The organism is Luteibacter flocculans, assembly GCF_023612255.1.
In the GTDB taxonomy this organism is placed as follows: domain Bacteria; phylum Pseudomonadota; class Gammaproteobacteria; order Xanthomonadales; family Rhodanobacteraceae; genus Luteibacter; species Luteibacter flocculans.
Window position 1 is genome coordinate 4169984 of record NZ_CP063231.1, and the last position, 22206, is coordinate 4192189.

General features: G+C 67.0%; 17 protein-coding genes. 10 read left to right on the forward strand and 7 right to left on the reverse strand.

Translation table 11 applies throughout. The features are described 5' to 3' along the window. Nucleotides 1–115: 115 nt before the first annotated feature. Complete coding sequence (locus IM816_RS18115) at nt 116–6139, reverse strand: alpha-2-macroglobulin (protein ID WP_250339174.1); 6024 nt, start codon at nt 6137–6139, stop codon at nt 116–118. 459 nt (nt 6140–6598) lie between these two features. Between IM816_RS18115 and IM816_RS18120 the strand changes: the two genes are divergently transcribed. The 5 genes from IM816_RS18120 to IM816_RS18140 all read left to right on the forward strand — a co-directional run bounded on the left by IM816_RS18120 (nt 6599) and on the right by IM816_RS18140 (nt 10354). Next, complete coding sequence (locus IM816_RS18120) at nt 6599–7246, forward strand: sensor histidine kinase (protein WP_250339175.1); 648 nt, start codon at nt 6599–6601, stop codon at nt 7244–7246. Nucleotides 7247–7362: 116 nt separating this feature from the next. Further along, nucleotides 7363–7791 carry a YciI family protein gene (locus IM816_RS18125; RefSeq protein ID WP_250339176.1) on the forward strand — a complete coding sequence of 143 codons (429 nt, stop codon included), beginning with the start codon at nt 7363–7365 and terminating at the stop codon, nt 7789–7791. Between the two features lie 21 nt (nt 7792–7812). Beyond that, nucleotides 7813–8241: a VOC family protein gene (locus IM816_RS18130; RefSeq protein ID WP_250339177.1), complete on the forward strand. Its 429-nt coding sequence runs from the start codon at nt 7813–7815 to the stop codon at nt 8239–8241. 10 nt (nt 8242–8251) lie between these two features. Further along, complete coding sequence (locus IM816_RS18135; RefSeq protein ID WP_250339178.1) at nt 8252–9022, forward strand: YciI family protein; 771 nt, start codon at nt 8252–8254, stop codon at nt 9020–9022. Between the two features lie 66 nt (nt 9023–9088). Next, nucleotides 9089–10354: an RNA polymerase sigma factor gene (locus tag IM816_RS18140; RefSeq protein WP_250339179.1), complete on the forward strand. Its 1266-nt coding sequence runs from the start codon at nt 9089–9091 to the stop codon at nt 10352–10354. 7 nt (nt 10355–10361) lie between these two features. Here IM816_RS18140 and IM816_RS18145 read toward each other — a convergent pair whose 3' ends face one another. The 6 genes from IM816_RS18145 to modA all read right to left on the reverse strand — a co-directional run bounded on the left by IM816_RS18145 (nt 10362) and on the right by modA (nt 15139). Further along, on the reverse strand, nt 10362–10838 hold the full coding sequence (locus IM816_RS18145; protein ID WP_072323489.1) for a T6SS immunity protein Tdi1 domain-containing protein: 477 nt from the start codon (nt 10836–10838) through the stop codon (nt 10362–10364). A gap of 33 nt (nt 10839–10871) precedes the next feature. Next, a complete protein-coding gene (locus tag IM816_RS18150) occupies nt 10872–12017 on the reverse strand; it encodes a serine hydrolase domain-containing protein (RefSeq protein ID WP_250339180.1) in 1146 nt (381 codons plus the stop codon). Continuing rightward, nucleotides 12017–12961 carry a lysylphosphatidylglycerol synthase transmembrane domain-containing protein gene (locus tag IM816_RS18155; protein ID WP_250339181.1) on the reverse strand — a complete coding sequence of 315 codons (945 nt, stop codon included), beginning with the start codon at nt 12959–12961 and terminating at the stop codon, nt 12017–12019. Before IM816_RS18155 ends, IM816_RS18150 begins: the two co-directional genes overlap by 1 nt. Before the next feature lie 89 nt (nt 12962–13050). Then, nucleotides 13051–13716: an ATP-binding cassette domain-containing protein gene (locus IM816_RS18160; RefSeq protein WP_250339182.1), complete on the reverse strand. Its 666-nt coding sequence runs from the start codon at nt 13714–13716 to the stop codon at nt 13051–13053. Then, nucleotides 13713–14387, reverse strand: a complete 675-nt coding sequence (gene modB, locus IM816_RS18165; protein ID WP_250340798.1) for a molybdate ABC transporter permease subunit — start codon at nt 14385–14387, stop codon at nt 13713–13715. The genes IM816_RS18160 and modB overlap by 4 nt, the downstream gene beginning before the upstream one ends. Before the next feature lie 5 nt (nt 14388–14392). Further along, nucleotides 14393–15139, reverse strand: coding sequence for a molybdate ABC transporter substrate-binding protein (modA, locus tag IM816_RS18170; protein WP_218184768.1), 747 nt, complete (start codon nt 15137–15139; stop codon nt 14393–14395). A gap of 149 nt (nt 15140–15288) precedes the next feature. Here modA and IM816_RS18175 point away from each other — a divergent pair, with 149 nt between their 5' ends. The 5 genes from IM816_RS18175 to IM816_RS18195 all read left to right on the forward strand — a co-directional run bounded on the left by IM816_RS18175 (nt 15289) and on the right by IM816_RS18195 (nt 22131). Further along, a complete protein-coding gene (locus tag IM816_RS18175; RefSeq protein WP_250339183.1) occupies nt 15289–16281 on the forward strand; it encodes an HlyD family secretion protein in 993 nt (330 codons plus the stop codon). After that, a complete protein-coding gene (locus IM816_RS18180; protein ID WP_250339184.1) occupies nt 16278–17708 on the forward strand; it encodes an efflux transporter outer membrane subunit in 1431 nt (476 codons plus the stop codon). The genes IM816_RS18175 and IM816_RS18180 overlap by 4 nt, the downstream gene beginning before the upstream one ends. Next, entirely contained in the window at nt 17705–19300 is a 1596-nt protein-coding gene (locus IM816_RS18185; protein WP_250339185.1) for an MFS transporter, read from the forward strand. Before IM816_RS18180 ends, IM816_RS18185 begins: the two co-directional genes overlap by 4 nt. A 110-nt stretch (nt 19301–19410) precedes the next feature. Next, a complete protein-coding gene (locus tag IM816_RS18190) occupies nt 19411–19797 on the forward strand; it encodes a DUF2946 family protein (protein WP_250339186.1) in 387 nt (128 codons plus the stop codon). A 36-nt stretch (nt 19798–19833) separates the two neighbouring features. Then, nucleotides 19834–22131 (forward strand): TonB-dependent receptor, encoded by a 2298-nt coding sequence (locus IM816_RS18195; RefSeq protein WP_250339187.1) that lies wholly within the window; start codon nt 19834–19836, stop codon nt 22129–22131. Nucleotides 22132–22206: the final 75 nt, after the last annotated feature.

Sequence of the window (22206 nt, forward strand, 5' to 3'; positions counted from 1 at the left end):
CGACACGTCGAGGCTCGGCGGGACTCGGTCTGGGGGCGAGGCCGTCGGGCCTCGCCGCACATCGATCCCTGGGTTCCAGCGCGAGCGTCAGGGCGCTCGCGCTGCCATCCCGCGCCTAGCGCTTGTCTTCCACGGTGAGCTTGCTGCCGCCCGGCGCGCGGGCCTGCACGCTGCGGTCGTACAGCGACTCGGCGAACACAGGCGGCACGACGAAGGTGCCTGCGTTGGTCGCCTTGATCCGGTACACGAACTCCTGCACGTCGCTGCTCGCGTAGCCGTACACGACCACGCGATCCTCGCGCACGTCGGCGTACTCGGGCTTCCATGTGGACTCGGCAGTGCCGATGGGCGAATGCCATGCGGGGGTTTCGTCCCCACCGTCTTCCGGAGCCGTGCCTTCGTCCTCGCCGCTGTTCTCGCTGGCATCGCCTTCCTCGCTCGCATCCGCCGAATCGCTCGCCGAGGCCGTGGAGGCGTCGTCGGACGCGGGCGGTGCCGTGTCGAGCACCGGTTCGAAGCCGCCGGGCAGCAAGTCCACGATGGCGACATTGGGTACGCCGTCGGCGTTGGTAGCGCGGATGCGCACGTGCACGTCGATCTCGTCGCCCGCGTTCACCGTATCGATGGCCTTGCCCTTCAGGTCGGTGTACGTGCGGGTGATCTCGAGACCATCCTTGCGCGTGTCGGTGGACGGCTTGCGGTCGAAACCGCTCTGCGCCACGCCGTACCAGGCCGTGATGTCCGCGTCGTTGACCAGCCGCAAGCGCTGCGTGCCAGCCGTCCAATGCGCATCCACGAGACTGCCCTTCGGCGATCCGATCGGCGTCACCGTACCGTTCGCTGCCACGGCACCGATCGTCAGCTTGCTGGTGTCGCCGCCAGCGTCCTTCGCCCAGGCGTCGAGCGCGAGGATCACCATGCCCGACGAGAGCGTGTTGTAGTGACCCTTGCCGAGCGGCCGGACGAGGTTTTCGATGGTCTCGGGCGGCAGTGCCTTGGCCTGCTCGGGGAAGTGCTTCGCCAAGAGGTACAGCACCGTCGCATCGCGGATCGGCGTGTCGTAGTACTCCGCGTAGCTGTACGCCTCGTCTGCCGGCTTGCGGCCGAGCAGCTTGCGCGGACCGGCTATCAGATCGTTCGCCAGGCGATCCTGCCGCAGCAACTGATACGACGACGCGAGCCATGCCGCCGCCAGATCGTTCTTCCACTCCTTCGGATAGGTCTCCTGCAGGCGACGCTGCAACGACGCGAGATCGTTCGTGGTGACGTTGCCCTGGCGGGTCAGCAGGTAGATCGCGTATGCACGCTGACGCATCTGCGCCAGGCTGTCGCCGCTGTCGTCGGCCGCAATCTGGCGCAGCGCGCCGTCCGCAGCGGTGAGCATGTCGCGCGGCACGGCCACGCCACGATCGCCGGCTTCGATCAGGTAATGCACGGCATAGTCGGTGGCAAAAACGTTCGTGTCCGGCGTAGCGGTCCACAAGCCAAATCCGCCCTGCCCGTTCTGCCGCGCGCGCAACGTGTCGAACAGTGCCGCGACCGGATCGGCCGGAGGCGCGGCATCATCGCTCATGCGTGCCGGCTTCACGTCGCCGAACTCCGGACGCTGGCCGAGGATCAGTGCCGGCATGGCGGCGCTGATGACCTGCTCCGTGCAGTAGTGCGGGAAATCGACGAGGTACGCCGCGAGTCCGCGCGCCAGCACCACCGGCACAGTGGAGAAGGATGCATCGCGCTTCGCGTATTTGTCGTGCATGTCGCGCAGGTCGGTCACGTCGCCGCGCGAGTGTGCATCGACGTGACCAAAGGCGAGATCCGTACGCATCGGGGACGCCGGCCGCACGGAAAGGTCCACGGACTGCTTGGCGCCCTTACCACCGTAGCCCGCGGTGAAGGTGAGATTGCCGGAGCCAAGCTTGTCGGTAGCACGCACGCGGAAGATCGCCACGCCTTCGCGCATTTCGCCGAGGCTCAACGTCTTCGCGGCCTCACCGACCACCTGCAACTGCGGACCGGTCTTCAGGTTCACGGCGATCGGGACGTCCTTGCCGCCAAGGCCGGTGAGGTTGTTCGCCACACCGACGCTCACTTCGGCCTCGTCACCCGGCGCCAGCGTGGTCGGCACGTTCGGTGAGAGCACGAAGTCACCGCGTACCGTGGTCGCACCTTCGAAGGTGCCCATGCGTTCGGGCGACACGCTTACCGCCATGACGCGGAGCTTGCCGTTGAAGTAGTCCGGCACCTTGTAGGTGAGATCGCGCGAGCCGTCGATGTCGACGATGCCCGACCAGTAGGCCACCGGCTTGTCGCGCTTGCGCCGGAACGGATTGAGCTGGCGCCCGATGCCGCCGTCGGCGTCGCCGCCGGGGGCCGCCATCGACATCAGCTTCTGGAAGTCCGGAATGATGAGGTCGAGGATCTGCGACGTGGAGACTTCGAGCATGCGCTTGCGGAAGAAGTACTGCAGCGGATCGCCAAGCTTGTAACGCGCCACCTGCAGGATGCCTTCGTCCACAGCGAACACCACGGCACGCGTCGGCGTGGTGGAGGTGACGTGGAAGGTGACGGTATCACCCGGCTTCACCAGCGCCGGCGACTCAACCGTCAGCGTGTTGCGACGTGCGTCCATGTTCACCGAGAACGGTACGACGCCGAACGAGAGCGGGCTCATGAAGATCTCGTCCGAGGACGGATCGCGCACGTACTGCACGTTGATGTAACCGTTGCCCTCGAAGTCGGCGGGCACGGTGATGTGCTGCACCGAGCTGGTCGTATCGGCGTGGAACCACGCGTGCGCATAGACCTTGTCACGCTCGATGGTGATGAGACCGCTACCCGCATAGGGCGCGCGAATCGCCACATCCACGGCTTCGCCCGGGGCGTAGTCTTTCTTCGACAGGGTCAGCTGCAGTTCGGCGTTGCGCTCCAGCGAACGGGACACGTTGCCGTCGCCCGCCACCGACCAGGCCACGCGGTTCACTTCCTTGCCGTCGGCGTTCTTCACCACCAGCGCGAAGTTGCCCGGCTTGTCGGTAGGCAGCGTCACGTCGAGGCCGTTGGCCGGGATGGACAGCGGCGTTTCGGAGATCGTGGATTCGCGAGCCTTGGATTCGTACTTGAAGACGCCGGAATCCTGTTTGGTCAGCACCGAGACGTAGCGGGTTTCCACGACCGCCTGCTTCAGGCCACTCAAGGCCATGCGCTTGGCGCTCGGGTCGATCGCCACAAGATTCACGCTGCGCGCGGATCCGCGGCTGACGTAATCGAGGTTGTCGACCGACTTGTAGCCGACCAGCCAGTCGTTGGACGAGACCATGCCTTGCGTGGCCGCAGCCACGCTGCGACCGCCTTCGGCCTCGTAGGCCTTGGCGAGGAAATACAACTGGTAGGTCGCATCGGCATAGCGGGACAAGTCCAGCGCGAACTCCGCATGGCCCTTGTCGTCGGTCTTGACGTCCGCGAGCTTCTCTTCAAAGCCTTCCTTCGCACGACGGATGTCGTAGAAGTGATAGTCCTTGTAGCTCGGGAACGCGGGGAAGGCGGGGCGCAGGGTCAGCGTGCCTTCCACGCGGCGATCCGCGGCTGGCGTGCCGAAGAGGTTGCGTACGTCCACCAGCGCCTTCAACTGCGCGGGTTTCACCCAGCCCTCGGGCACCGCGGTGGAAAGCGTCGCCGACACCTTCATGCGATCGGGCTGGAACTCCTTCACCTGCACCGTCGTGCTGCCGATCTGCGAATACGGCTTGCCGTCCTTCGCGATGTACAGGTTCACCGTCCAGTTGCCGGTGGGCGAGGTTTCCGCCGTGGTGTGTTCCAGTTCGGCAAAGCCGGCCGCATCCATCGACACCGTCTGCTGGCGTACCGTGGTGCCGCGCGGATCGACCACTTCGGCAATCAACGGCATGCCGGCCACGCTGCGCGTCCAGCTGTTCGCGCGCACGATCATGCCGATGTGGAACAGGTCGCCCGGACGGTAGATGCCGCGGTCGGAGAACAGGTAACCCGACAGCTGGCCCTGGCTGTGTGCGTTGGGCTCGCCGCCGATGTCGAAGCGCGAGAAGTCCAGGGAGCGGTCGTACGCGGTCACCGGGAGGAACGAAAGATCCTCGCCCTGGCGCACCACGAACATGGCCGGGGTCTTCTCCTGCGTGAAGCCCTTGAGGTTGGCGAAGTGCGCGCGGCCATCGGCACCGGTGGCCTGGGTGGCGAGGGTGCTGCCGTTCTTCGCGATCACCGCCACCGAGGCACCACCCACGGGCGATCCCGTGTGGATCGACTGCACGAAGATGTCCTGGCTGCCGTCGAGCGACTTCTTGGCAATGACACCGAGGTCGGTGATGACCACGAGCCGTTCGTCGCGCGGCCAGTCGTACGGTGCGGTGTCGGTGTCGTCGTCACGTTCGGCGGCTTCTGCCGCGGCAGCATCCGGATCGCCGCCCGCCTCGCGCTGCGCCGCTTCGCGCGCCGCCTTCTCGCGGTTCTCGCGACGCTCCTGTTCGGCCTTGGCGTCGTAACCGGAAAGCTTGAGCAGGAAGACGCCGCGCTTGCCGGCAGCGAGGTACTGGCCGAGATCGAAGCCTTCGTAATGCGCCTTGCCCGGACCCTCGGCCGGGAAGGACACCTTCTTGACGAAGCGGTCGACGATGTTCTCGGGCGAGAATCCATACATCTCCGGCTTGGTGTACGTGCCGGAATTCAACGAGACGAGGTGTTGCAACTGATCGGGCAGCACACGGCCCACTTCCACGCGCATGCCCGGCATGTTGCGCGAGACCACCGAGATACGCCGGTCGCCGCTCAGCGACAGCAGGGAGCCGTCGGCCATGAAGCGCAGCAGGCGCGGGTAGTCCGGCACTACGAGCAGTTCGGCACGCGCCTTGGGCATCACGTACCCACCGAACGAGGTCATGCCCTTGTCCACGCGCACATAGATGCGCTGGCCGGGCTGGGCGTGGAAGCGGAAGCTCTGCGTTTCGGACCAGTCGTTCTCGGTCGGCACGACCTCGGGCTTGAGCGCCGTGAAGCTGCGCAGGTCGTCCTCGCCGATGGTATCGACCGAGGCGTGCTTGTCGTCGTCCATGGGCAAGGCCCATACGTGCAGCTTCTTCGCCAGTTCGGCGTCGCTGACAGGACCGCCGAAGTTCAGCGCGACGACCTGTTCCGGTTCGAAGCGCTCGTTGTCCACGAGGGTCGGCGTCATTTCCTCCAGCTTCAGGCTGTAGAGGCCGGGTACGCGCACGCTCGTTTCCAGCGGCTTGTCCGTGCCGTCGCCGCCACGGCTGCTGCGCACGCCGTCGTCGAGGCGCAGGCCGACCGAGCCGTCGTCGCGCGGCAGTTGCAGCGGTTGCGAGTGAACAAAGGCGTTCAGGCGACGCTCGTCATAGGTGACGGTGTACTTCAACGCGCTGCCGCGCTTTTCGTTGCCGTTGCGCAGGTCGAGCGCCAGGCGCTTTTCCAGTTCGGCCGCGTCCACCGGGTAGTTGAAGCCCAACTGGACGATCGTCTTCTTCCGGGTGGGGTCCTGCGGATCCTGATAGAACTCGCCATTGACCACGCGCGCGGTGAACGGCGCCGTCTCGACGGTGAAGTGGTCGTCAGCCAGCAACGCCTGCGGCGCGAACACCTTGGCCTTGTCGAAGCGCACCTCGATACGTCGACCGACCGGCCAGTCGTTGGCGGGCACGAAACGGAGCACGCGATCGTTTTCCCACGTCCACTGCCCAGGCAGTTTCGGGTCCATGGCAATGCCGTCCGTGACCGGCTTCCCCAGCGACTCCAGCCGCGCGGCCGAACCGGAAAAGGTCACGGTCAACGGATGGATCGTGACCGGCACCTGCGTGTAATCGGTGATCTCGGGCGCGGGGGCCTCGAAGGTGATCCGGTTGGGCTCCGCCGCCCGCGGCCGGTTCTGCCACCAATGCCAGCCGAACCAGCCGGCAGCAGCGAGGAGCAGCACGGCGGCGATGCCACCGACGAACTTCAAGGGATGGCTGCGCGCGGCGCGGCCGGTGGCGGGCACCCAGGCGGGCGCGGACCAGGCCATGTCGCCAAAGATCGGCCTCGTCACTCTTCCCAGCAGCCGAAATAGCGCGCGTACGAAGCGCAGAGGCAACGAAACGATAAAGCGAAGCAGGTCCATATTCCCTTCCGATCCTTCTCGAATGACGGCGCCATTGCCCGTGCCATGGATACGACGACGGCCGTGCGCCGCAAGAACGGCGAACGGGCAGCGTGCTATGTATCCCCACGACATCGTGCGCGCGGTTTCTGCCGGCGCAGCGGCGAGATTCTGGCATAGCGGAGCCATTTCACGGAAATGGAGCACCCCGGGAGCGGGTTTTCGGCAAACACGACCGCCCTACGCGGGGACGAGAGTCGCGACGATTAGCAATAGAAGAATTCTGAAAATGCTGCGGACGAGAGCTGGGCGTGACGCGGCTCACGCGCTGCGTGTAACGGCATGTAACGCGCAAGTATGTTGCTCTATCTTCGCCTCCCGGTCTGCCATTCGGGTGACCGGTGCGCCAACAGGATGAGGGCGCGGCCGCATGCGCGCCGGAAGTGACGGCGGCGAAGCGCGAACCTGATGGGGAGCACGATGATCGACGAACTGACGAGCCGCCAGGAGGACGTGACGGTCCTGCGTGACACCGCGCGAGCCCAGCGCGTGGTGATCGACGACCTCAACCACCGACTGAAGAACGTGCTCATGGTCGTACAGGCCATGGCACGCCAGAGTTTCCGCGGCGACCGTCCGCTGGATTGCTCGATGAGCGCCTTCGAATGCCGCCTGCGCGCTCTGGCCGCGGCGCACGACCTGCTGTTGAAGCGGACGACCCAGGCCGTGCCGTTGCGCGACGTCGTGGCGGCGACGCTCGCCCCTCACGATCCGGGGAACGGGCGGGTGTGCTTCAGCGGCCCGGGGCTGACCCTGGAGCGCGAAACCGCGCTGGCCGTGGCGATGGCGTTGCACGAACTGCTTACCAATGCCGCGAAGTACGGTGCGTTGTCCACGCCGTCCGGCCGCATCGCCATTACTTGGCAGGTGCCGAGCGAAGCGACCGACAAGGTGCGGATCGAATGGAAGGAGCGCGGTGGCCCGCCCGTGACGGTGCCAGTCCACCGGGGCTTTGGCACCCGCTTCATCGAGCGCACACTGGCTTGCCAGGCCGCCGGTGGAGCGACCATCCGTTTCGAGCCGGATGGCGTGCGCGCCGTATTCGAGGCGCGGACGCAACCTGACTGACGCCGGCCGCCTGCTGCATTGAAAAAATGTCGATCGCCCTTGTCGATCCGGGCGAGTCACAATCGACGTCTCCATGAAAGCCGGGGATCGCCTGGCTGAAGGCAAGGAGACATCCAATGCGTTTCATGGTGATGGTGCGAGCGAACAAGGCCTCCGAAGCCGGCGAAATGCCGAGCGAGGCGTTGCTCACGGCAATGGGTCAATACAACGAAGCCCTGGTCCGCGCGGGCGTCCTGCTGGCGGCCGAGGGTCTTCGCCCCAGCCGGGAGGGGGCGCGCGTGCGTTTCTCGGGCGACCGCCGCGAGGTGATCGACGGCCCGTTTGCGGAAACCCGTGAACTCATCGCGGGTTTCTGGCTGATCCAGGTACGGTCGCTGGACGAAGCGATCGAATGGATGAAGCGCGCCCCCAATCCCTTCGAAGGCATCGAATCCGAGGTGGAGATCCGCCGCGTGTTCGAAGCCGAGGACTTTGGTAGCGAATTCACCCCGGAAGCCCGCGCCCAGGAAGAACGTCTGCGCGCCGAGATCGCTTCCCGCACCTGACCCACGACCGACGGAGTCGTCATGAAGATCCAGCCCTATCTTTTCTTTCAAGGCAATTGCGAGGAAGCCTTCCGCTTCTACGAGACGGCACTCGGGGGAACGATTCGCGAGCTGCATCGGTTCAAGGACATGCCACCGGGGGGCGAAGGCGGCATGCCGCCGGAGGCCATGGCTGCCATGGCCGAAAAGATCATGCACGTGAATCTCGCGGTGGGAGACCAGACGTTGATGGGCTCCGATGGCGCCGACGAGCCGGGCGTCCGCAACATCACCATCAGCCTCGGTGTCGACGACGTAGCGCAGGGTCGCAAGGTGTTCGACGCCCTGGCGGCCGGCGGCAACGTGAAGATGCCCTACGGCGAGACGTTCTGGGCCGCCGGTTTCGGCATGCTCACCGACAAGTTCGGCGTGCCCTGGATGATCAACGCTGGCGACAAGCCCAGCCCTTGAGGAGCGAGCGATGCGATTTCTGATTCTGCGCAAGGCGTGCAGCGACAGCGAGGCGGGCGCGAAGCCCTCCCCCGAACTGATCGAAGCGATGGGCGAGTACATGGACACGCTCGCCGCGGAGGGCCGGCTTCTTGCCGGCGAAGGACTCAAGCCGAGCAGCCAGGGCGTGCGGGTAACGTTCGGCCCGGGTCGCAAGGCGATGGTCGAGCACGGCCCCTTTCCCGAGCGCGGCGAACTGATTGCCGGCTTCAGCATCATCGAGGCCGACTCGATGGAGGATGCGGTGGCCTGGGTGAAAGACTGGCCGAGCGAAGACGCCCAGGGCCACGCGGACATCGAACTCCGCCCGATCGGTTGCCCGGGTGGGCTGTCCGGCTTCGGCGATCCGAGCGAGGGCGACTCGCCCTCGCCGCGTTACATCGTGATGTTGAAATTGAACGAGCGCAGCGAAACCGACTGGAACCCCGGGGAGGAGATACTGGGCCGGATGATCGAAGCCAACCGCCAGGGCGAGGCGGCGGGCCTGCTCATCGCGGGGCACGGGCTGTCGTCGAGCCGCCACGCGAAACGCGTGCACTTCGGCCACGGCAAGCCGGCCGTAACGGACGGCCCGTTCGCCGAGATCAAGGAGATGGTCGCCGGCTTCTGGGTGCTGCGCGCGAACGACCTGGACGACGTGATCGCCTGGACGGAGCGCTATCCGTTTCCGGATGGCGACGACGCGCGGCTCGAGATCCGCGAGCTGTACCGCATGGAAGAGCTGCTGCCCGTCTCGTCGTAGCCCTCGGCAGCGCATGCCGCAACGCGGCTTGCCACGCCCGAGGGGTGGGTGGTGTCATGCGTGGCGATGACCACGCATGACACTCATCGCGCTATCGACGCGATCTGGAAGATCGAGTCGCCACGCCTGATCGCGACCGTCGCACGCATGGTGCGCGACCTGGACCTCGCCGAGGAGCTGGCGCAGGACGCGCTGGTCACGGCGCTCGAGCAATGGCCGCGCGACGGCGTACCGCGTAACCCTGGCGCCTGGCTCACCCAGACGGCAAAGCACCGTGCGGTGGATCGCATCCGCCGTGAACGCATGGCGGGGCGGAAGCTCGAAGCGCTGGGCAAGGACATGGAAGGGCTGCTCGAAGCGGACGACGATCGCTTGATCGATGCGCTCGACGACGACATCGGCGACGACATGCTCCGGCTGATCTTCACGGCGTGTCATCCCGTGCTCTCGGTGGAAGCGCGCGTGGCATTGACCTTGCGGCTGCTGGGTGGCCTCACCACCGACGAGATTGCGCGCGCCTTCCTGGTTTCCGAAGCTACGGTGGCGCAGCGGATCGTGCGTGCGAAACGCAGTCTCGCCGATGAAGCCGTGACCTACGACGTGCCGCGCGGCGACGCCTTGAAAGAGCGCCTGGCGTCCGTGTTGCGTGTGCTCTATCTCATCTTCAACGAAGGCTATGCGGCGACAGCAGGCAGCGACTGGATGCGCCCGGCATTGTGCGAGGAAGCGCAACGGCTGGGCCGCGTACTTGCGGAGCTGATGCCTGGCGAAGCGGAAGTCCACGGCCTGGTCGCGCTGATGGAAATCCAGGCATCGCGTCTGGGCGCGCGCACGGCCGCGGACGGCGCACCGATCCTTCTGCTCGACCAGGACCGGGCACGTTGGGACCGTCTGCTGATCGGCCGCGGCATCAAGGCGCTCGAGCGGGCCGAGCGCCTGGGCGGTGCACGCGGACCTTACACATTGCAGGCCGCCATCGCCGCGTGTCATGCGCGCGCAGCGCGGCCGGACGACACCGACTGGCCGCGCATCGCCGACTTGTACGCCGCGCTGGTGGAGGTGCTGCCTTCGCCGGTCGTGGAACTCAATCGCGCGGTGGCGGTGTCGATGGCGGAAGGCCCCGATGCCGCACTGCCCATCGTGGAGGCGCTGCTCGACGAGCCCTCGCTGAAGGACTATCACCTGCTTCCGAGCGTGCATGGCGACCTGCTCTTTCGGTTGGGTCGCGCCGCCGATGCACGCCTCGCCTTCACCCGTGCCGCGGGCATGACGCGCAACGAGCGCGAACGCAGCCTGCTGAAAGCGCGCGCCGAGGCTTGCGGCGCCCGCTAGCCACCCATCAGTGGGTGATGTCGATATTCACGTTGGTGCCGTCAGGCACGTCCTGGAGCTGCTGCAACACCGAACCGGTCAGTTCGAAGTGTTCCTTCGCCGGAACAGGGTTGAGGTTCTCGACGGTGTATTCGCCTTCGGCGAACACCGGCAGGGTCACGTACGTGTAGCACTCACCGGGCGCGCGCGTCTTGCCGGCCTCGATCAGGGCTTCGACCAGGCCCGGCAGCAGCCAGTCCTCGGCCACTTCCTCGCGGAGGAGATTGTTGAAGCCCTCCACGCTTTCGGCCACGCGCTCGAGCTCCGCGGTGCCGGTGTTCAGCCAGAAAATGCCGCCTTCGTCCGCCTCGTAGAACATATCGCCGAAGGCGGTGAACACCAGCGGCGTGAAGGCGTCGCCGACGCGCCAGCGCCACGATTCGGCAAGCGCCTCGATGGCTTCCGCATCGGGCGTACAGGTGAGGTCGTTCCAGGAAAGGGCCATGAGAGGGGCCTGTCGTGCGGGGGATGATGCAGTTTAGTCGACCGCGCTGTTCACTGCCTGCACGAACGCCGCGCGCGCCGAGGCCTGCGCCTCGTCCGTGGCGACCGGCCACGCCGCGAGCTGCACGATCACGAGGTGCCGCCGCGGATCGATGTGGAGCAACTGGCCGAAGATGCCGATGCCCTCGAAGCTGCCGTCGTCGTAGGTCCACCATTGGTAGCCGTAGCCACGACCGGGCACACCGATAGCCGAATGCGTGTGGGTCGCGTCGGTCAGCCAGCCCTCAGCTAGCACGGGTTTGCCTGCTGCGATGCCACCGCCGAGCAGGAACTGGCCGAAGCGTGCGTAATCGGCGAGGGTGGCGGAAACACCGGAACCGCCGGCTTCCGTACCGTCTACCTCGTCCTTCAACCAGAGCGCATCCGTGCCCATCCCATAGGGCTGCCAGATCTTTTCAGACAGGTATTGCGCGAGCGACTTGCCGGTGGCGCGTGTGACGAGGATGCCGATGAGATCGGTCTCGCCAGTCTTGTAGACCCAACGCGTGCCAGGCGCGGTGTCGCGCGGCAGGCGGGCCATGTACGACACCAGCAAGGGCACGCCGGGTTGGCGCGCACCTTCGTACATCATCGCCACGTCCGAGTGCGGGTCGCTGTAATCCTCGTTCCAGCGCACACCCGAACGCATTTCCAGGAGCTGACGAACGGTCACGTCGCGATACGCACCGGCCGCGAGTTCGGGGATGTAACGCGTCACCGGATCGTCGAGCCCGCGGATTGCGCCATCGCGCAGCGCGGCGCCGACGAGGGTGGAGGTAAACGACTTGGCGACCGAAAACGAGGTCCATCGCGTGGAGGGGCCGGCACCCACACCATAGCGTTCCAGCCGGACGCGCCCGTCCTGCAGCACCATCACGCCGGCCACGTGATGCTCGGTCATATAGGCGTCGAGCGTTTTTCCATCCGCGAAGCGCGGCACCAGCGGTGCGCCCACAGGCAACGGATGCGGCTGGCCGTGGTGCACGACGTTGCTCGCGTAGTGCGTCTGCATCGCACGGAACGCGGCCTCCCGCTGCGCCTGGTTCCAGAACAGTACGTCGGTGCGACGTGCATGCGGTGTCGCGCAGGCGACGAGCAGCAGCACGGCCAGTGCAGCGCTGCCCCGCATGAGGCGCGACATCACGACGATGCCCCGACGCGACGACGCATCTCGAAGACGCCAAGGGCCAACGAGGCGACCGCGAGGGGTCCGAGACCATAGATCACGCGATAGGCCAACAGCGCAGCCAGAACCTGCGCGCGTTGCTCCTGAGGAAACGCGGCCAGCGTCAGCGCTTCGAAGGCACCGATGCCGCCCGGCGTGTTGCTCACGATGCCGGCGAGGATCGCGCCGACGTAGATGGGCGCGAAGTCGATGAAGCTGCCCGCCACGTCCGGCGGCAGCAGCAGGTACATGGCGCCGGTCGCGCCGATCATCTCCACGACGCCGATGACGATCTGCGCGCCAGCCGAGCGCGCCGATGGCACGGGCGTGCTGAATTTCCACACTTTCAGTTCGTCGTGCTTGCCCGCCAGCCAGCGCAGCAGGAGCACAAACAGAACGATGAGCACGATGCCGGGCCAACGCCCCCACCCCTGCGCGATCGACGGCTCCCAAAGCAGCGCGATGCAGGTGACGGCCGCGAAACCCATGCCCACCGCGAAGCCGACGAGGCCGACCACGCGCGCAACATCTGCTGCGCTGATGCCTTGCGTGGAGAGCACGCGGTAACGCAACGCCGTGCCGGTGATGGCATGAAAACCGAGGGCGTTGCAGATCGCATGGGTCGTGAAGCCGGAGAAGATCCGCATGCGCAGCGACACCTTGCCCGGCGCTACCGTGTCCATCGCGAAGACGTCGTAAGCCGTAAGACAGGCCCAGCTCACCAGGGTGGCCGCGATCGAACCCACCACGTGCCAGCGTGGGATGCGCTCGATGGCGTCGCGCACGTCGTGCCACGACATGCGTGCGATGTAACGGTGCAGCAGGAACGCCGCGCCAGCGACGATCGCCGCCGTCAGCAGATACTTCGCTGCCCTCGCCGCCATCGTTCTGGCGCCCGTCGTGTTCTGTACTTCCGTCACCGCTCGGCTCTGAATCGTGCGGGCCGCTGCCCGCGAACGGCGGGCATCATCCCACGACGGCGCGACTTCGGGGGTTCGATCGGGCGCATCTAGGGACATACCCTGCCGTCGCGCAACGCGATGGTGTGGCCCTCCAGCGCCTCGACGTCGGCAGGGTCATGGGTGATGACCAGCATGGGAAGGTCGAGGCGTTGCTGCAAGGTCAGCAGCTCGTTGCGCATGCGCCCGCGCAGCGCGGGGTCCAGCGCGGCGAAGGGTTCGTCGAGCAGCACCAGACGAGGCTCAGCCACGACGGCGCGTGCCACGGCCACCCGCTGGCGCTGACCGCCCGAGATCCGTGACGGGTAGCTGTTCGCCACCCCGCCCAGGTCGAACACGTCGAGCCAATGGCGAACGCGCTCGTCGTGCTCGCGACGCGAGGGATTGAACCAGCCGCGCACCAGCCCGAAGCCTATGTTCTGCGCCACCGTAAGGTGCGGGAACAGGGCGTAGTCCTGAAAGACGTAAGCGACGCCGCGCTCGCGGGCCGGGCGGTCCACGCCTGCCGCGCTGTCGAACAGCGTGCGGCCATCGACCCGTACGTGGCCAGCGTCCGGCGACAACAGGCCGGCAACGGCACGCAGCGTGAGACTCTTGCCGGCGCCCGACGGACCGAACAGCACGATGCGCCGATGCGCCGACGCAAACTGCACGTCGAGTTCGAACTGCCGCGCGTCGCCGCGAAGCGTCTTGCGGATGGCGATATCGACGCTCATGACCGCGTCCGTCGCAATGGATTGGGCGCCAGCCAACCGGCGAGCAACAGCGCAAGCACGCAAGTGACCGAGGTGACCGCGACCATGATGCCGGCCGTGCGATCGTCGCCGGCTTGCACGGCCGCGTAGATCGCCACCGACAAGGTTTGCGTGCGGCCCGGCAGGTTGCCCGCGATCATCAGCGTGGCGCCGAATTCACCCAGCGCACGCGCGAAGGCCAGCAAGGCGCCGGCCGTGATGCCGCGCGCGGCCAAGGGCAGCGACACACGAAAGAACACCGCCGCCTCGCGCAGTCCGAGCACGCGGGCGGCGTCTTCGAACTGTGGGTCCACCGCCTCGAATGCCGCACGCGCCGCCTTCTGCACGAGCGGAAACGCAACGAGCGTGGCCGCGATGACCGCGCCCTGCCAGGTAAAGACCAGATGGATCCCCATCCCGTCGAGCCAGCGTCCGAGCATGCCGTGCCGGCCCAACAGCACGAGCAGGTAGTAGCCGAGCACGGTCGGCGGCAATACCAGCGGCAAGGTAAGCACCGAGTCCACCATCTCGCGGGCGGGCGAGCGCCAACGCGACAGGCCGAATGCGACGGCCACACCGAGCACGAGGTTGATGACCGTGGCCCACAGAGCGACCTTCAGCGACAACGCGAGCGGTACCCAGATCGCTCCCACGTCGGTCACGGCGCCTGGAAGCCGAACCGGGCCAGGATCGCCCGGCCTTCCTCCGACTGCACGTAGGCGGTGAAACCGGCTGCGTCGCGCGCATGCGCCGAGCTGGCGACGACGGCGATGGGATAGGTCAAGGGCATGGGCGTCGGCACTACAGCGGCCACGTGCACGCGATCGCCAAGGATCGTCGCATCCGTCGCGAAGACGAAGCCGGCGTCCACTTCGCCACGGGAGACGTAATCCAGCGCCTGGCGCACGTTCTGCGCCAGCACGCCCTTGGCGGAAACGGCGTCCCACAGTCCCGCCTTTTCGAGCGCGGCCTTGGTGTAGCGGCCAGCGGGAACGGACGCCGGGTCACCATAGGCCACACGGGTGACATCGGGTTTCGCGAGATCGGCCGGCGCAGCGATGCGCAAGCGCGAGTCTTTCGGCACCACCAGCACCAACCGGTTACGGGCGAAATCGCGGCGCGTCGAGGGATCGACCGCTTGGGCGGCCACCGCCTTGTCCATGGCGGTCTGGTCGGCAGAGGCGAACACATCGGCCGGCGCGCCATTGGCGATCTGGCGAAGCAGCACGTCGGAGGCAGCGAAATTCAGCACCACGTGCGTCTCGGGGTGCTTTGCCTCATAGGCCTTGCCCACGGCCTGAAAGGCATCGGTGAGGCTCGCGGCCGCCGACACGACCAGATCGGCGGCACCGGCGGCGCCCGGGCCGGCGAGAAGAAGCAGCGCAACGAACGCACGGAGGCGCATGGAAAATTCCCGAGATGGCATTCCGCAATATAGGAAGCGCCGCGCGGGCCGGTCAATGACGGGACGGGTGCGAACGCACGCAGGAATCGCCAATCCAGCCGCCTCGTCCGGTGGCAGCGTGGTGGACACATGGAGGGGAATGGAAACGCATGAAACACGCCTTGCGCATCATCGGGGGACTGCTCGTGCTCGGCACACTGGCCGTGCTGCTGGTCTTCTGGCTCGATCGCACCGAAACGACCACCGACGCGTACGTGACCGGCCGCATTCATCCCGTGGCGCCACGCGTCACCGGTACGGTGCTGGCGCTGCACGTGAACGACAACCAGCACGTGAAGGCGGGCGACGTGCTGCTCGAACTGGATACGCGCGACTTCGACGTCCGCGTGGAACAGGCGCGGGCCGAGATCGCCCGAGCCAACGCGCAGCTCGCGAGCGCGGAGGCGCAGATCGCAGAAGCATCAGCGGCCATCGTCGCGGCGGATGCCACGGTGCGGAAGACGGCACTCGATCTGCGTCGGGCTGGCGAGCTGGTCGGCGAAACGCCGCGCGGCATCTCGCAACAGGAGTACGACGCCGCCAAGGCGGCAGCGGATTCAGCGGTCGCGAACCGCGCCAGCGCGGGGGCCCGCAAGGTCGCCGCCGAGGCGGCGCGGGAGTCGGCACGCGCGCAGGTCGCCACCGGCGAAGCGGCACTGCACGATGCGCTGCTGGCGTATGGCTATACCCGCGTCGTCGCTCCTGTCAGCGGCTACGTCGGACGACGCACGGTGGAAGTGGGCGCGCGGGTAACCGCCGGGCAGACCCTGCTTTCCATCGTGTCCGACGAGGTCTGGGTCGTGGCGAACTTCAAGGAAACGCAGTTGCCGGGCATCCGGCGCGGCACGCCGGCCCGGATGACCATCGACGCGATCCCTGGCGCGCATTTCGTCGGTCGCGTGGACAGCTTCTCGCCAGCGTCCGGCTCGCAGTTCGCCTTGCTGCCGCCCGACAACGCCACCGGCAACTTCACGAAGGTGGTTCAGCGCGTGCCGGTGAAGATCCTGTTTTCGGCCGACGATCTGCATCGTTACCGCGAGCGACTGACGCCGGGGCTCTCCACGATCGTGAAGATTCACGCTGACACGGCGGACGCGCCATGAGCGCACGTCCGCTCGTGCTGGCCGCGCTGCTGGCCGGTCTCGGCGGTTGCGTGGTCGGCCCGGATTACCAGCGGCCCGCGTCGGATGCCCCCGGAGCATGGCGCGACGCGCCAACGACCGCCACGACAACCGTTCCCGATCGATGGTGGACGCTGTTCGGCGACGAGGAACTCGATCGCCACGTGCAGGCGACGCTGGCAGCGAATCAGGATCTGGCAGCCGCCCTGGCGCGCTATGACCGCAGCCGCGCTTTGCTCGGCGTGGCGCGCGCGGACGAGTTTCCAGACGTATCGCTCGACCCCGTCTATGCGCGTGCGCGCACCTCCGGCACCGTGGCCAATCGCCTGCCCCAGCTCGAAACCACGTTGTGGCGCGTGCCGGTGGACGTGGCGTACGAAGTGGACCTGTGGGGACGCGTGCGGCGCAGTGTCGAAGCCGCCGGTGCCGACGTCCAGGGAGGTGCCGATACGATCGCCGCGATGCGCTTGAGCCTGACCGCCGCGACGGTCTCGAACTATCTCTCGCTGCGCAGCACCGACCGGGACATCGATGTGCTCGCAAGTACGGTGCGCCTGCGCGAAGACGCGCTGCGGCTGGCCGAACGGCGCGCGCAGGCAGGCGTAGTGGGCGACCTCGACGTACTGCGCGCCCGCGCCGACCTCACCCAGACCCGGGCCGATCTCGCCGATGCGCACCGCCGTCGCGGCAACCTCGAACACGCGCTCGCGGTTCTGGAGGCACGCAACGCCCCTGACTTCGCCATCGCACCGCGCGCATGGACGCCCACGGTGCCCGTGGTCCCTCCCGGCCTGCCGTCGACACTGCTCGAACGGCGCCCCGACGTTGCCGCTGACGAACGCGCGCTGGCCGCCGCGAGCGCGCGGATCGGCATCGCGCGAGCCGCTTTCTTTCCGCAGGTTCGGCTTACCGCGTCGGCGGGCGTCGCGAGCGACGACCTCGGCGAGCTCACCGCCGCCGACAGCCGTGCGTGGTCGATCGGCCCGTCCGTTCACCTGCCGATCTTCGAAGGCGGACGCAACCGCGCGCGCCTGCAGGCCGCACAAGCCGACTTCGAGGGCGCGCTGGCGAACTGGCGGCAAGGTGGCATCGTCGCCTTCCGCGAAGTGCAGGATGCGCTGGCCGACACACGCTGGCTGCGCGAACGCGGTGAGGCGCTCAATGCGACCGTCGACGCCGCCACCGCCGCGGCGCGCGTGTCGCGCTCTCGCTACGACCGCGGGCTGGCCGGCTATTTCGAGGTCGTCGATTCGGAACGTCAGGCGCTCGCCAGTCGCCGCGCGGCGATCCAGAACGACCAACAACGCCTGCTCGCCGCGGTCGCCTTGATCAAGGCGCTCGGCGGCGGCTGGTCGCCATCGGCATCGGTGCCGCGGCAGCCACTGGCAGCGGCCGAGGCTCGCCCTTGAACGCGACCGCCACGGCCGTGGCCGCCCCTGCACCGCCGGCTTCGCTGCCGTGGCTGGGTATCGTGGCCGTGCTGATCGGCGCGGTCGCGACGACGCTGACCTCGCGATTGACGTCCATCGGTCTCGCCGACGTGCGCGGCGCCATCGGCGCGGGATTCGACGAGGGCGCCTGGATTCCTACTGCGTTTTCCGCCGCGCAGATGATGATCGGTCCGCTCGCGATCTTCCTCGGTCGCGCGTTCTCGCCACGGCGCGTGCTGCTGGTCGGCTGCGTGGTCTACGGCCTCGCCGAGTTCCTCATTCCGTTCGCGCCGGACCTGCGCATCATGATCGCCTTGCAGGTGCTCGCGGGACTGGGTTCGGGCACCTTCATCCCGCTCACCGCGTCGTTCATCCTGCTCAGCCTGCCGCGCGCGCTGTGGCCGTGGGGGCTTGCGGCCTACGCCATGAACATCATCCTCGGGCTCAACGTCGCGTCGTCGCTCGAAGGTTGGTACGTGGAGCACGTGACCTGGCACTGGATCTTCTGGCAGAACACGCTCGTGGCTGCGCCGTTGTTCGTGCTGTACTGGTTTGGCCTGCGCCGCCTCCCCATCGATCGCGAGTACCTGCGCGGCGGCGACTTTCGCGGCATGTTCGTCGGCGCGTCGGGCTTCACGCTGATCTTCATCGCGCTCGATCAAGGGGACCGGCTGGACTGGTTTTCCTCCACGCTCGTGGTGACGCTGCTCGCCCTCGGCCTGATCGCACTGGGTCTGTTCCTGCTGCACGAATCGACCCTGGAGACGCCCAGCGTCGATTTCGGACTGCTCGTGCGCCGCAACGTGTTCGTGTTGATCGTGCTGGTGCTGGCGACGCGCTTCCTCGTGACGTCGAGCAACACGCTCGTGGCGAACTATCTGATCCAGGTGCGCGGCCTGCGCCCGCTGGAAGTGGGTACTGCGTTACTCTGGGTAGCCTTGCCGCAACTGGTGATCGCGCCGACGGTCGCCTGGCTGTTGAACCGCATCGACGCACGCTTCGCCATAGGTACCGGGCTCACGATCGCCACCGCCGGTTTCCTTCTGGGCACCGGTATTACGTCGCAATGGGCGGAAGGCAACTTCAGCGTGGCCCTGTTGCTGCAAGCGGTGGGAGAAACCCTGGAACTCACCGCCGTGATCTATTTCTTCGGTCACCACGTGGGGCCGACCGATGGCATCACCTTCGGCGCGATCATCCAGACCGCGCGGCTGTTCGGCGGCGAACTCGGTACCTCCGTCCTCATCATGTTCACGCGCAAGGCCGAGCAGTGGCATTCGAACCTGATCGGACAGCACGTCTTTACCGGCGATCCGGCAACGATGGAACGCATTGCCGCGTACGCACGCGTGGTGGGCAGCACCACCCAGGGCACCGGCGATGCCGAGGCGCGCGGCGCAGGCTTGCTCGCGGCGGCGATCCGGGCCCAGGCGTATACCTTGTCGATCCTCGATGGCTTCCTGCTCGCCTCCTGCGTCGGCGTGCTCGGCGTCGGTCTGGTGCTGCTGCTTCGCGAACCGCCGGTCATCGCGACGCCGGCCGCCGTGCCGCCGCTGCCAACGGCGAACTGACGGGGCCACCCTGACCGTCGCGACACCGTGTCGCACCGGTTTCACGCCCACCCGCGCACCGTGCGATGATCCCTGGACCCACGTCCAGGGTTAAGAGGAGAGCGATCGGCGTGCGCCGAGGGGCAGCGAACAAGCGATGGTGGGCATGGATGGCGCTGGTCGCCGTCTGGCTCACCGTGCTCGCGCCGACCACCTCGCGGACGCTCGCCGCCCTGGCGGTACCGGACCATCCGCCCGGCTGCGAAGCGATGGCCGAAGGCCATCACCACCACGAGGGGCATCAGGACAACGCGGCGCACCTCACCCATGACGATGAGGCGTGCGCCTACTGCACGCTGTTCGCGCAGCAGCCCGCCGTGGGCGGCACGTTCTTCATGGGCAGCGTGCTGCCCATGGCGGCGCCGGCTCCCGTCGCACGGCTCGCCGTCGACGCCCGCCCTGCCCGGCCCATCACCCACGCTCCCGCCCGAGGTCCACCGTCCGTCGCGTTCGCCTGATCGCTCCGATCCGCACACGACAATGGAACCTCCGTCATGCTCCTACTCGATTCCCGTGGGCGCGCGCTCGCGCGCGCCATCGCCTGCGCCCTGGGCGCGTCCTGTCTTTCCGTGCACGCCAGCGACAGCGGTGGCGATACGCAGCGCGCCACGACATTGCGCGAAGTGAAGGTGACAGCCGCGCGCCAGGCCAGCCAGCTCGATCCCGACCTGCCGGCGGCGGTGGAAACCGTCAGCGCCACCCAGCTGCAACACCTCAATGTGGTCAACACCGAGGATGCCTTGAAGTACCTGCCGGCCTTCGGCATCCGCAAGCGCTTCATCGGCGACGAAAACGCCACCTTCTCCGTGCGCGGCACCAGCAATCAGCAGAGCGCGCGTGGACTCGTCTACCTCGACGGCATGCTGCTTTCCAACCTGCTCGGCAACAACTGGTCGAACCCGCCCCGTTGGTCGATGGCGTTTCCCGAGAACCTCGCACGCGTGGAGGTGATCTACGGCGCCTACTCCGCGCTCTATCCGGGCAACGCCATCGGGGCCACCGTGCTGATGACCACGCGCATGCCCGACACGCTGGAGTTCAATGCCACTGCGCAGGCATTCACGCAGCATGTGGACACCTACGGCGTGGATCGCAACTTCGGTGGTAGCCGGCAAAGCGCGACGATCGGCGATCGCTCGGGACGCTTCGCCTTTCTTCTCGGCGTGAGCCATCTGCAAGCCAACGGCCAGCCGCTGGTCTATGCGACGCAGAACATCGCGCCACGCGTCGGTTCGGTGAATCCGGCGACGGGCGCGGTCGCCGATACCGGTGCCAATGGCCTGCCTCGACAAGTCATCGGCATCAACAGCGAAGGACAGGAGGCGACCCGGCAGGACGAAGCCCACCTCCGCCTCACCTATGACTTCACGCCCGAGCTGACCGGCGCGGTGACGGCGGGATACTGGAAGCAGAATCTGTCCCATCGCACCGACACCTTCCTGCGCGATGCCGCCGGCCAGCCGGTGTGGTCGGGCCCGGTATCCATCGATGGCCGCCAGTACACGCTGCCCGCCAATTTCTTCGCACCGAGCACCCGACAGAGCCGCAATTATCTCTACGGGGTCTCATTGGGCACCCATCGCGAGAGCGGATGGAACGTGACGGCGGATGTGTCGTACTTCGATATGGATCGCAACCGCGATCGCACGGCGGCGACGGTGAGCGACGACGGTGCCGGGCTTCTGGCCGCAGGCGACGGCAGCCGCTGGCGCACGTTCGACCTCCGCGCCACGCACACGCCGGACAGTGTGTTGCCGAACACCCATACGATCAGCCTCGGCTACCACTTCGACGGATACCGACTCGACAATGCGAGCTATGCGCTGGATCGCTGGCGTAACGGTAGTGCGGGCGCTCTGACGGCAGCGAATGGCGGCAGCACGCAGACGCAGGCGCTGTATCTGCAGGACGCGTGGCAACTGGCCGAGCGCTGGCGCCTGACCGTCGGGGCGCGCTACGAACAATGGCGTGCCTTTGGCGGTTCGCGCTCGACGGCGAACGCGACCGTGGTCTATCCCGAGCGCAAGGAATCGCATACGTCGCCCAAGGCGTCGCTTGCGTGGAGCGTCAGCGACACCGTGCTGCTGCGCCTTTCAGGCGCACGAGCCTATCGCTTTCCTACGGTGAACGAACTCTTCCAGGGCACGTTCAACGGCATCTCCCTGGTCAACAACGATCCGTCGCTGAAACCCGAGAACGATCTGTCTCGCGAGCTTTCCGCCGAGTGGTACCGCCCCAATGGCGTTGCGCGTTTCACGCTGTTCCGCAGCGATACGCGCAATACCTTGTTCAGCCAGACCGACACCACGGTGTTTCCCAACGTCACCAACGTGCAGAACGTAGGGCTGGTGCGCACACGCGGCGCGGAGGCCAGCTACGACGGTCGCGACGTGATCGTGGAAGGCATCGACCTCACGGCGAACGTGGCCTATACCCAGGCAACGACGGTACGCAACGTGCGCAACCCCGCGTCGGAGGGCAAGCAGTTCTATCGCATACCTCGTTGGCGAGCGAACGTGGTCGCCACGTGGCGGGCGACGGAGCGGCTGGCGCTGACGCTCGCCGGACGCTATTCGGGAAGGCAATACAACACGCTCGACCACAGCGACGTAAATCCGGACACGTTCGGCGGTGCCAGCGACTTCCTGACCTTCGATACGAAGGTGTCGTGGAAAGCCAGCGACCACGTCGATCTGGGTGTGGGCGTGGACAACCTGACCAATCGTCGCTACTACGTTTATTACCCGTATCCGTCGCGCACCTGGCTCGTCGAGGCCAAGTTCCACCTTTAGCGCTCCTGCACAGCCCGGGCTCCCACCGGCCGCTTCTCCGGTGGGAGCCCCCGCACCCCGGCACCGCTAGGGAAC

Bases quoted from the DNA above. Each gene is read 5' to 3' on its own strand.
- IM816_RS18115 (WP_250339174.1), bottom strand. From the start codon at position 6,139: ATGGACCTGCTTCGCTTTATCGTTTCGTTGCCTCTGCGCTTCGTACGC.
- IM816_RS18120 (WP_250339175.1), top strand. From the start codon at position 6,599: ATGATCGACGAACTGACGAGCCGCCAGGAGGACGTGACGGTCCTGCGT.
- IM816_RS18125 (WP_250339176.1), top strand. From the start codon at position 7,363: ATGCGTTTCATGGTGATGGTGCGAGCGAACAAGGCCTCCGAAGCCGGC.
- IM816_RS18130 (WP_250339177.1), top strand. From the start codon at position 7,813: ATGAAGATCCAGCCCTATCTTTTCTTTCAAGGCAATTGCGAGGAAGCC.
- IM816_RS18135 (WP_250339178.1), top strand. From the start codon at position 8,252: ATGCGATTTCTGATTCTGCGCAAGGCGTGCAGCGACAGCGAGGCGGGC.
- IM816_RS18140 (WP_250339179.1), top strand. From the start codon at position 9,089: ATGACCACGCATGACACTCATCGCGCTATCGACGCGATCTGGAAGATC.
- IM816_RS18145 (WP_072323489.1), bottom strand. From the start codon at position 10,838: ATGGCCCTTTCCTGGAACGACCTCACCTGTACGCCCGATGCGGAAGCC.
- IM816_RS18150 (WP_250339180.1), bottom strand. From the start codon at position 12,017: ATGTCGCGCCTCATGCGGGGCAGCGCTGCACTGGCCGTGCTGCTGCTC.
- IM816_RS18160 (WP_250339182.1), bottom strand. From the start codon at position 13,716: ATGAGCGTCGATATCGCCATCCGCAAGACGCTTCGCGGCGACGCGCGG.
- modA (WP_218184768.1), bottom strand. From the start codon at position 15,139: ATGCGCCTCCGTGCGTTCGTTGCGCTGCTTCTTCTCGCCGGCCCGGGC.
- IM816_RS18175 (WP_250339183.1), top strand. From the start codon at position 15,289: ATGAAACACGCCTTGCGCATCATCGGGGGACTGCTCGTGCTCGGCACA.
- IM816_RS18180 (WP_250339184.1), top strand. From the start codon at position 16,278: ATGAGCGCACGTCCGCTCGTGCTGGCCGCGCTGCTGGCCGGTCTCGGC.
- IM816_RS18195 (WP_250339187.1), top strand. From the start codon at position 19,834: ATGCTCCTACTCGATTCCCGTGGGCGCGCGCTCGCGCGCGCCATCGCC.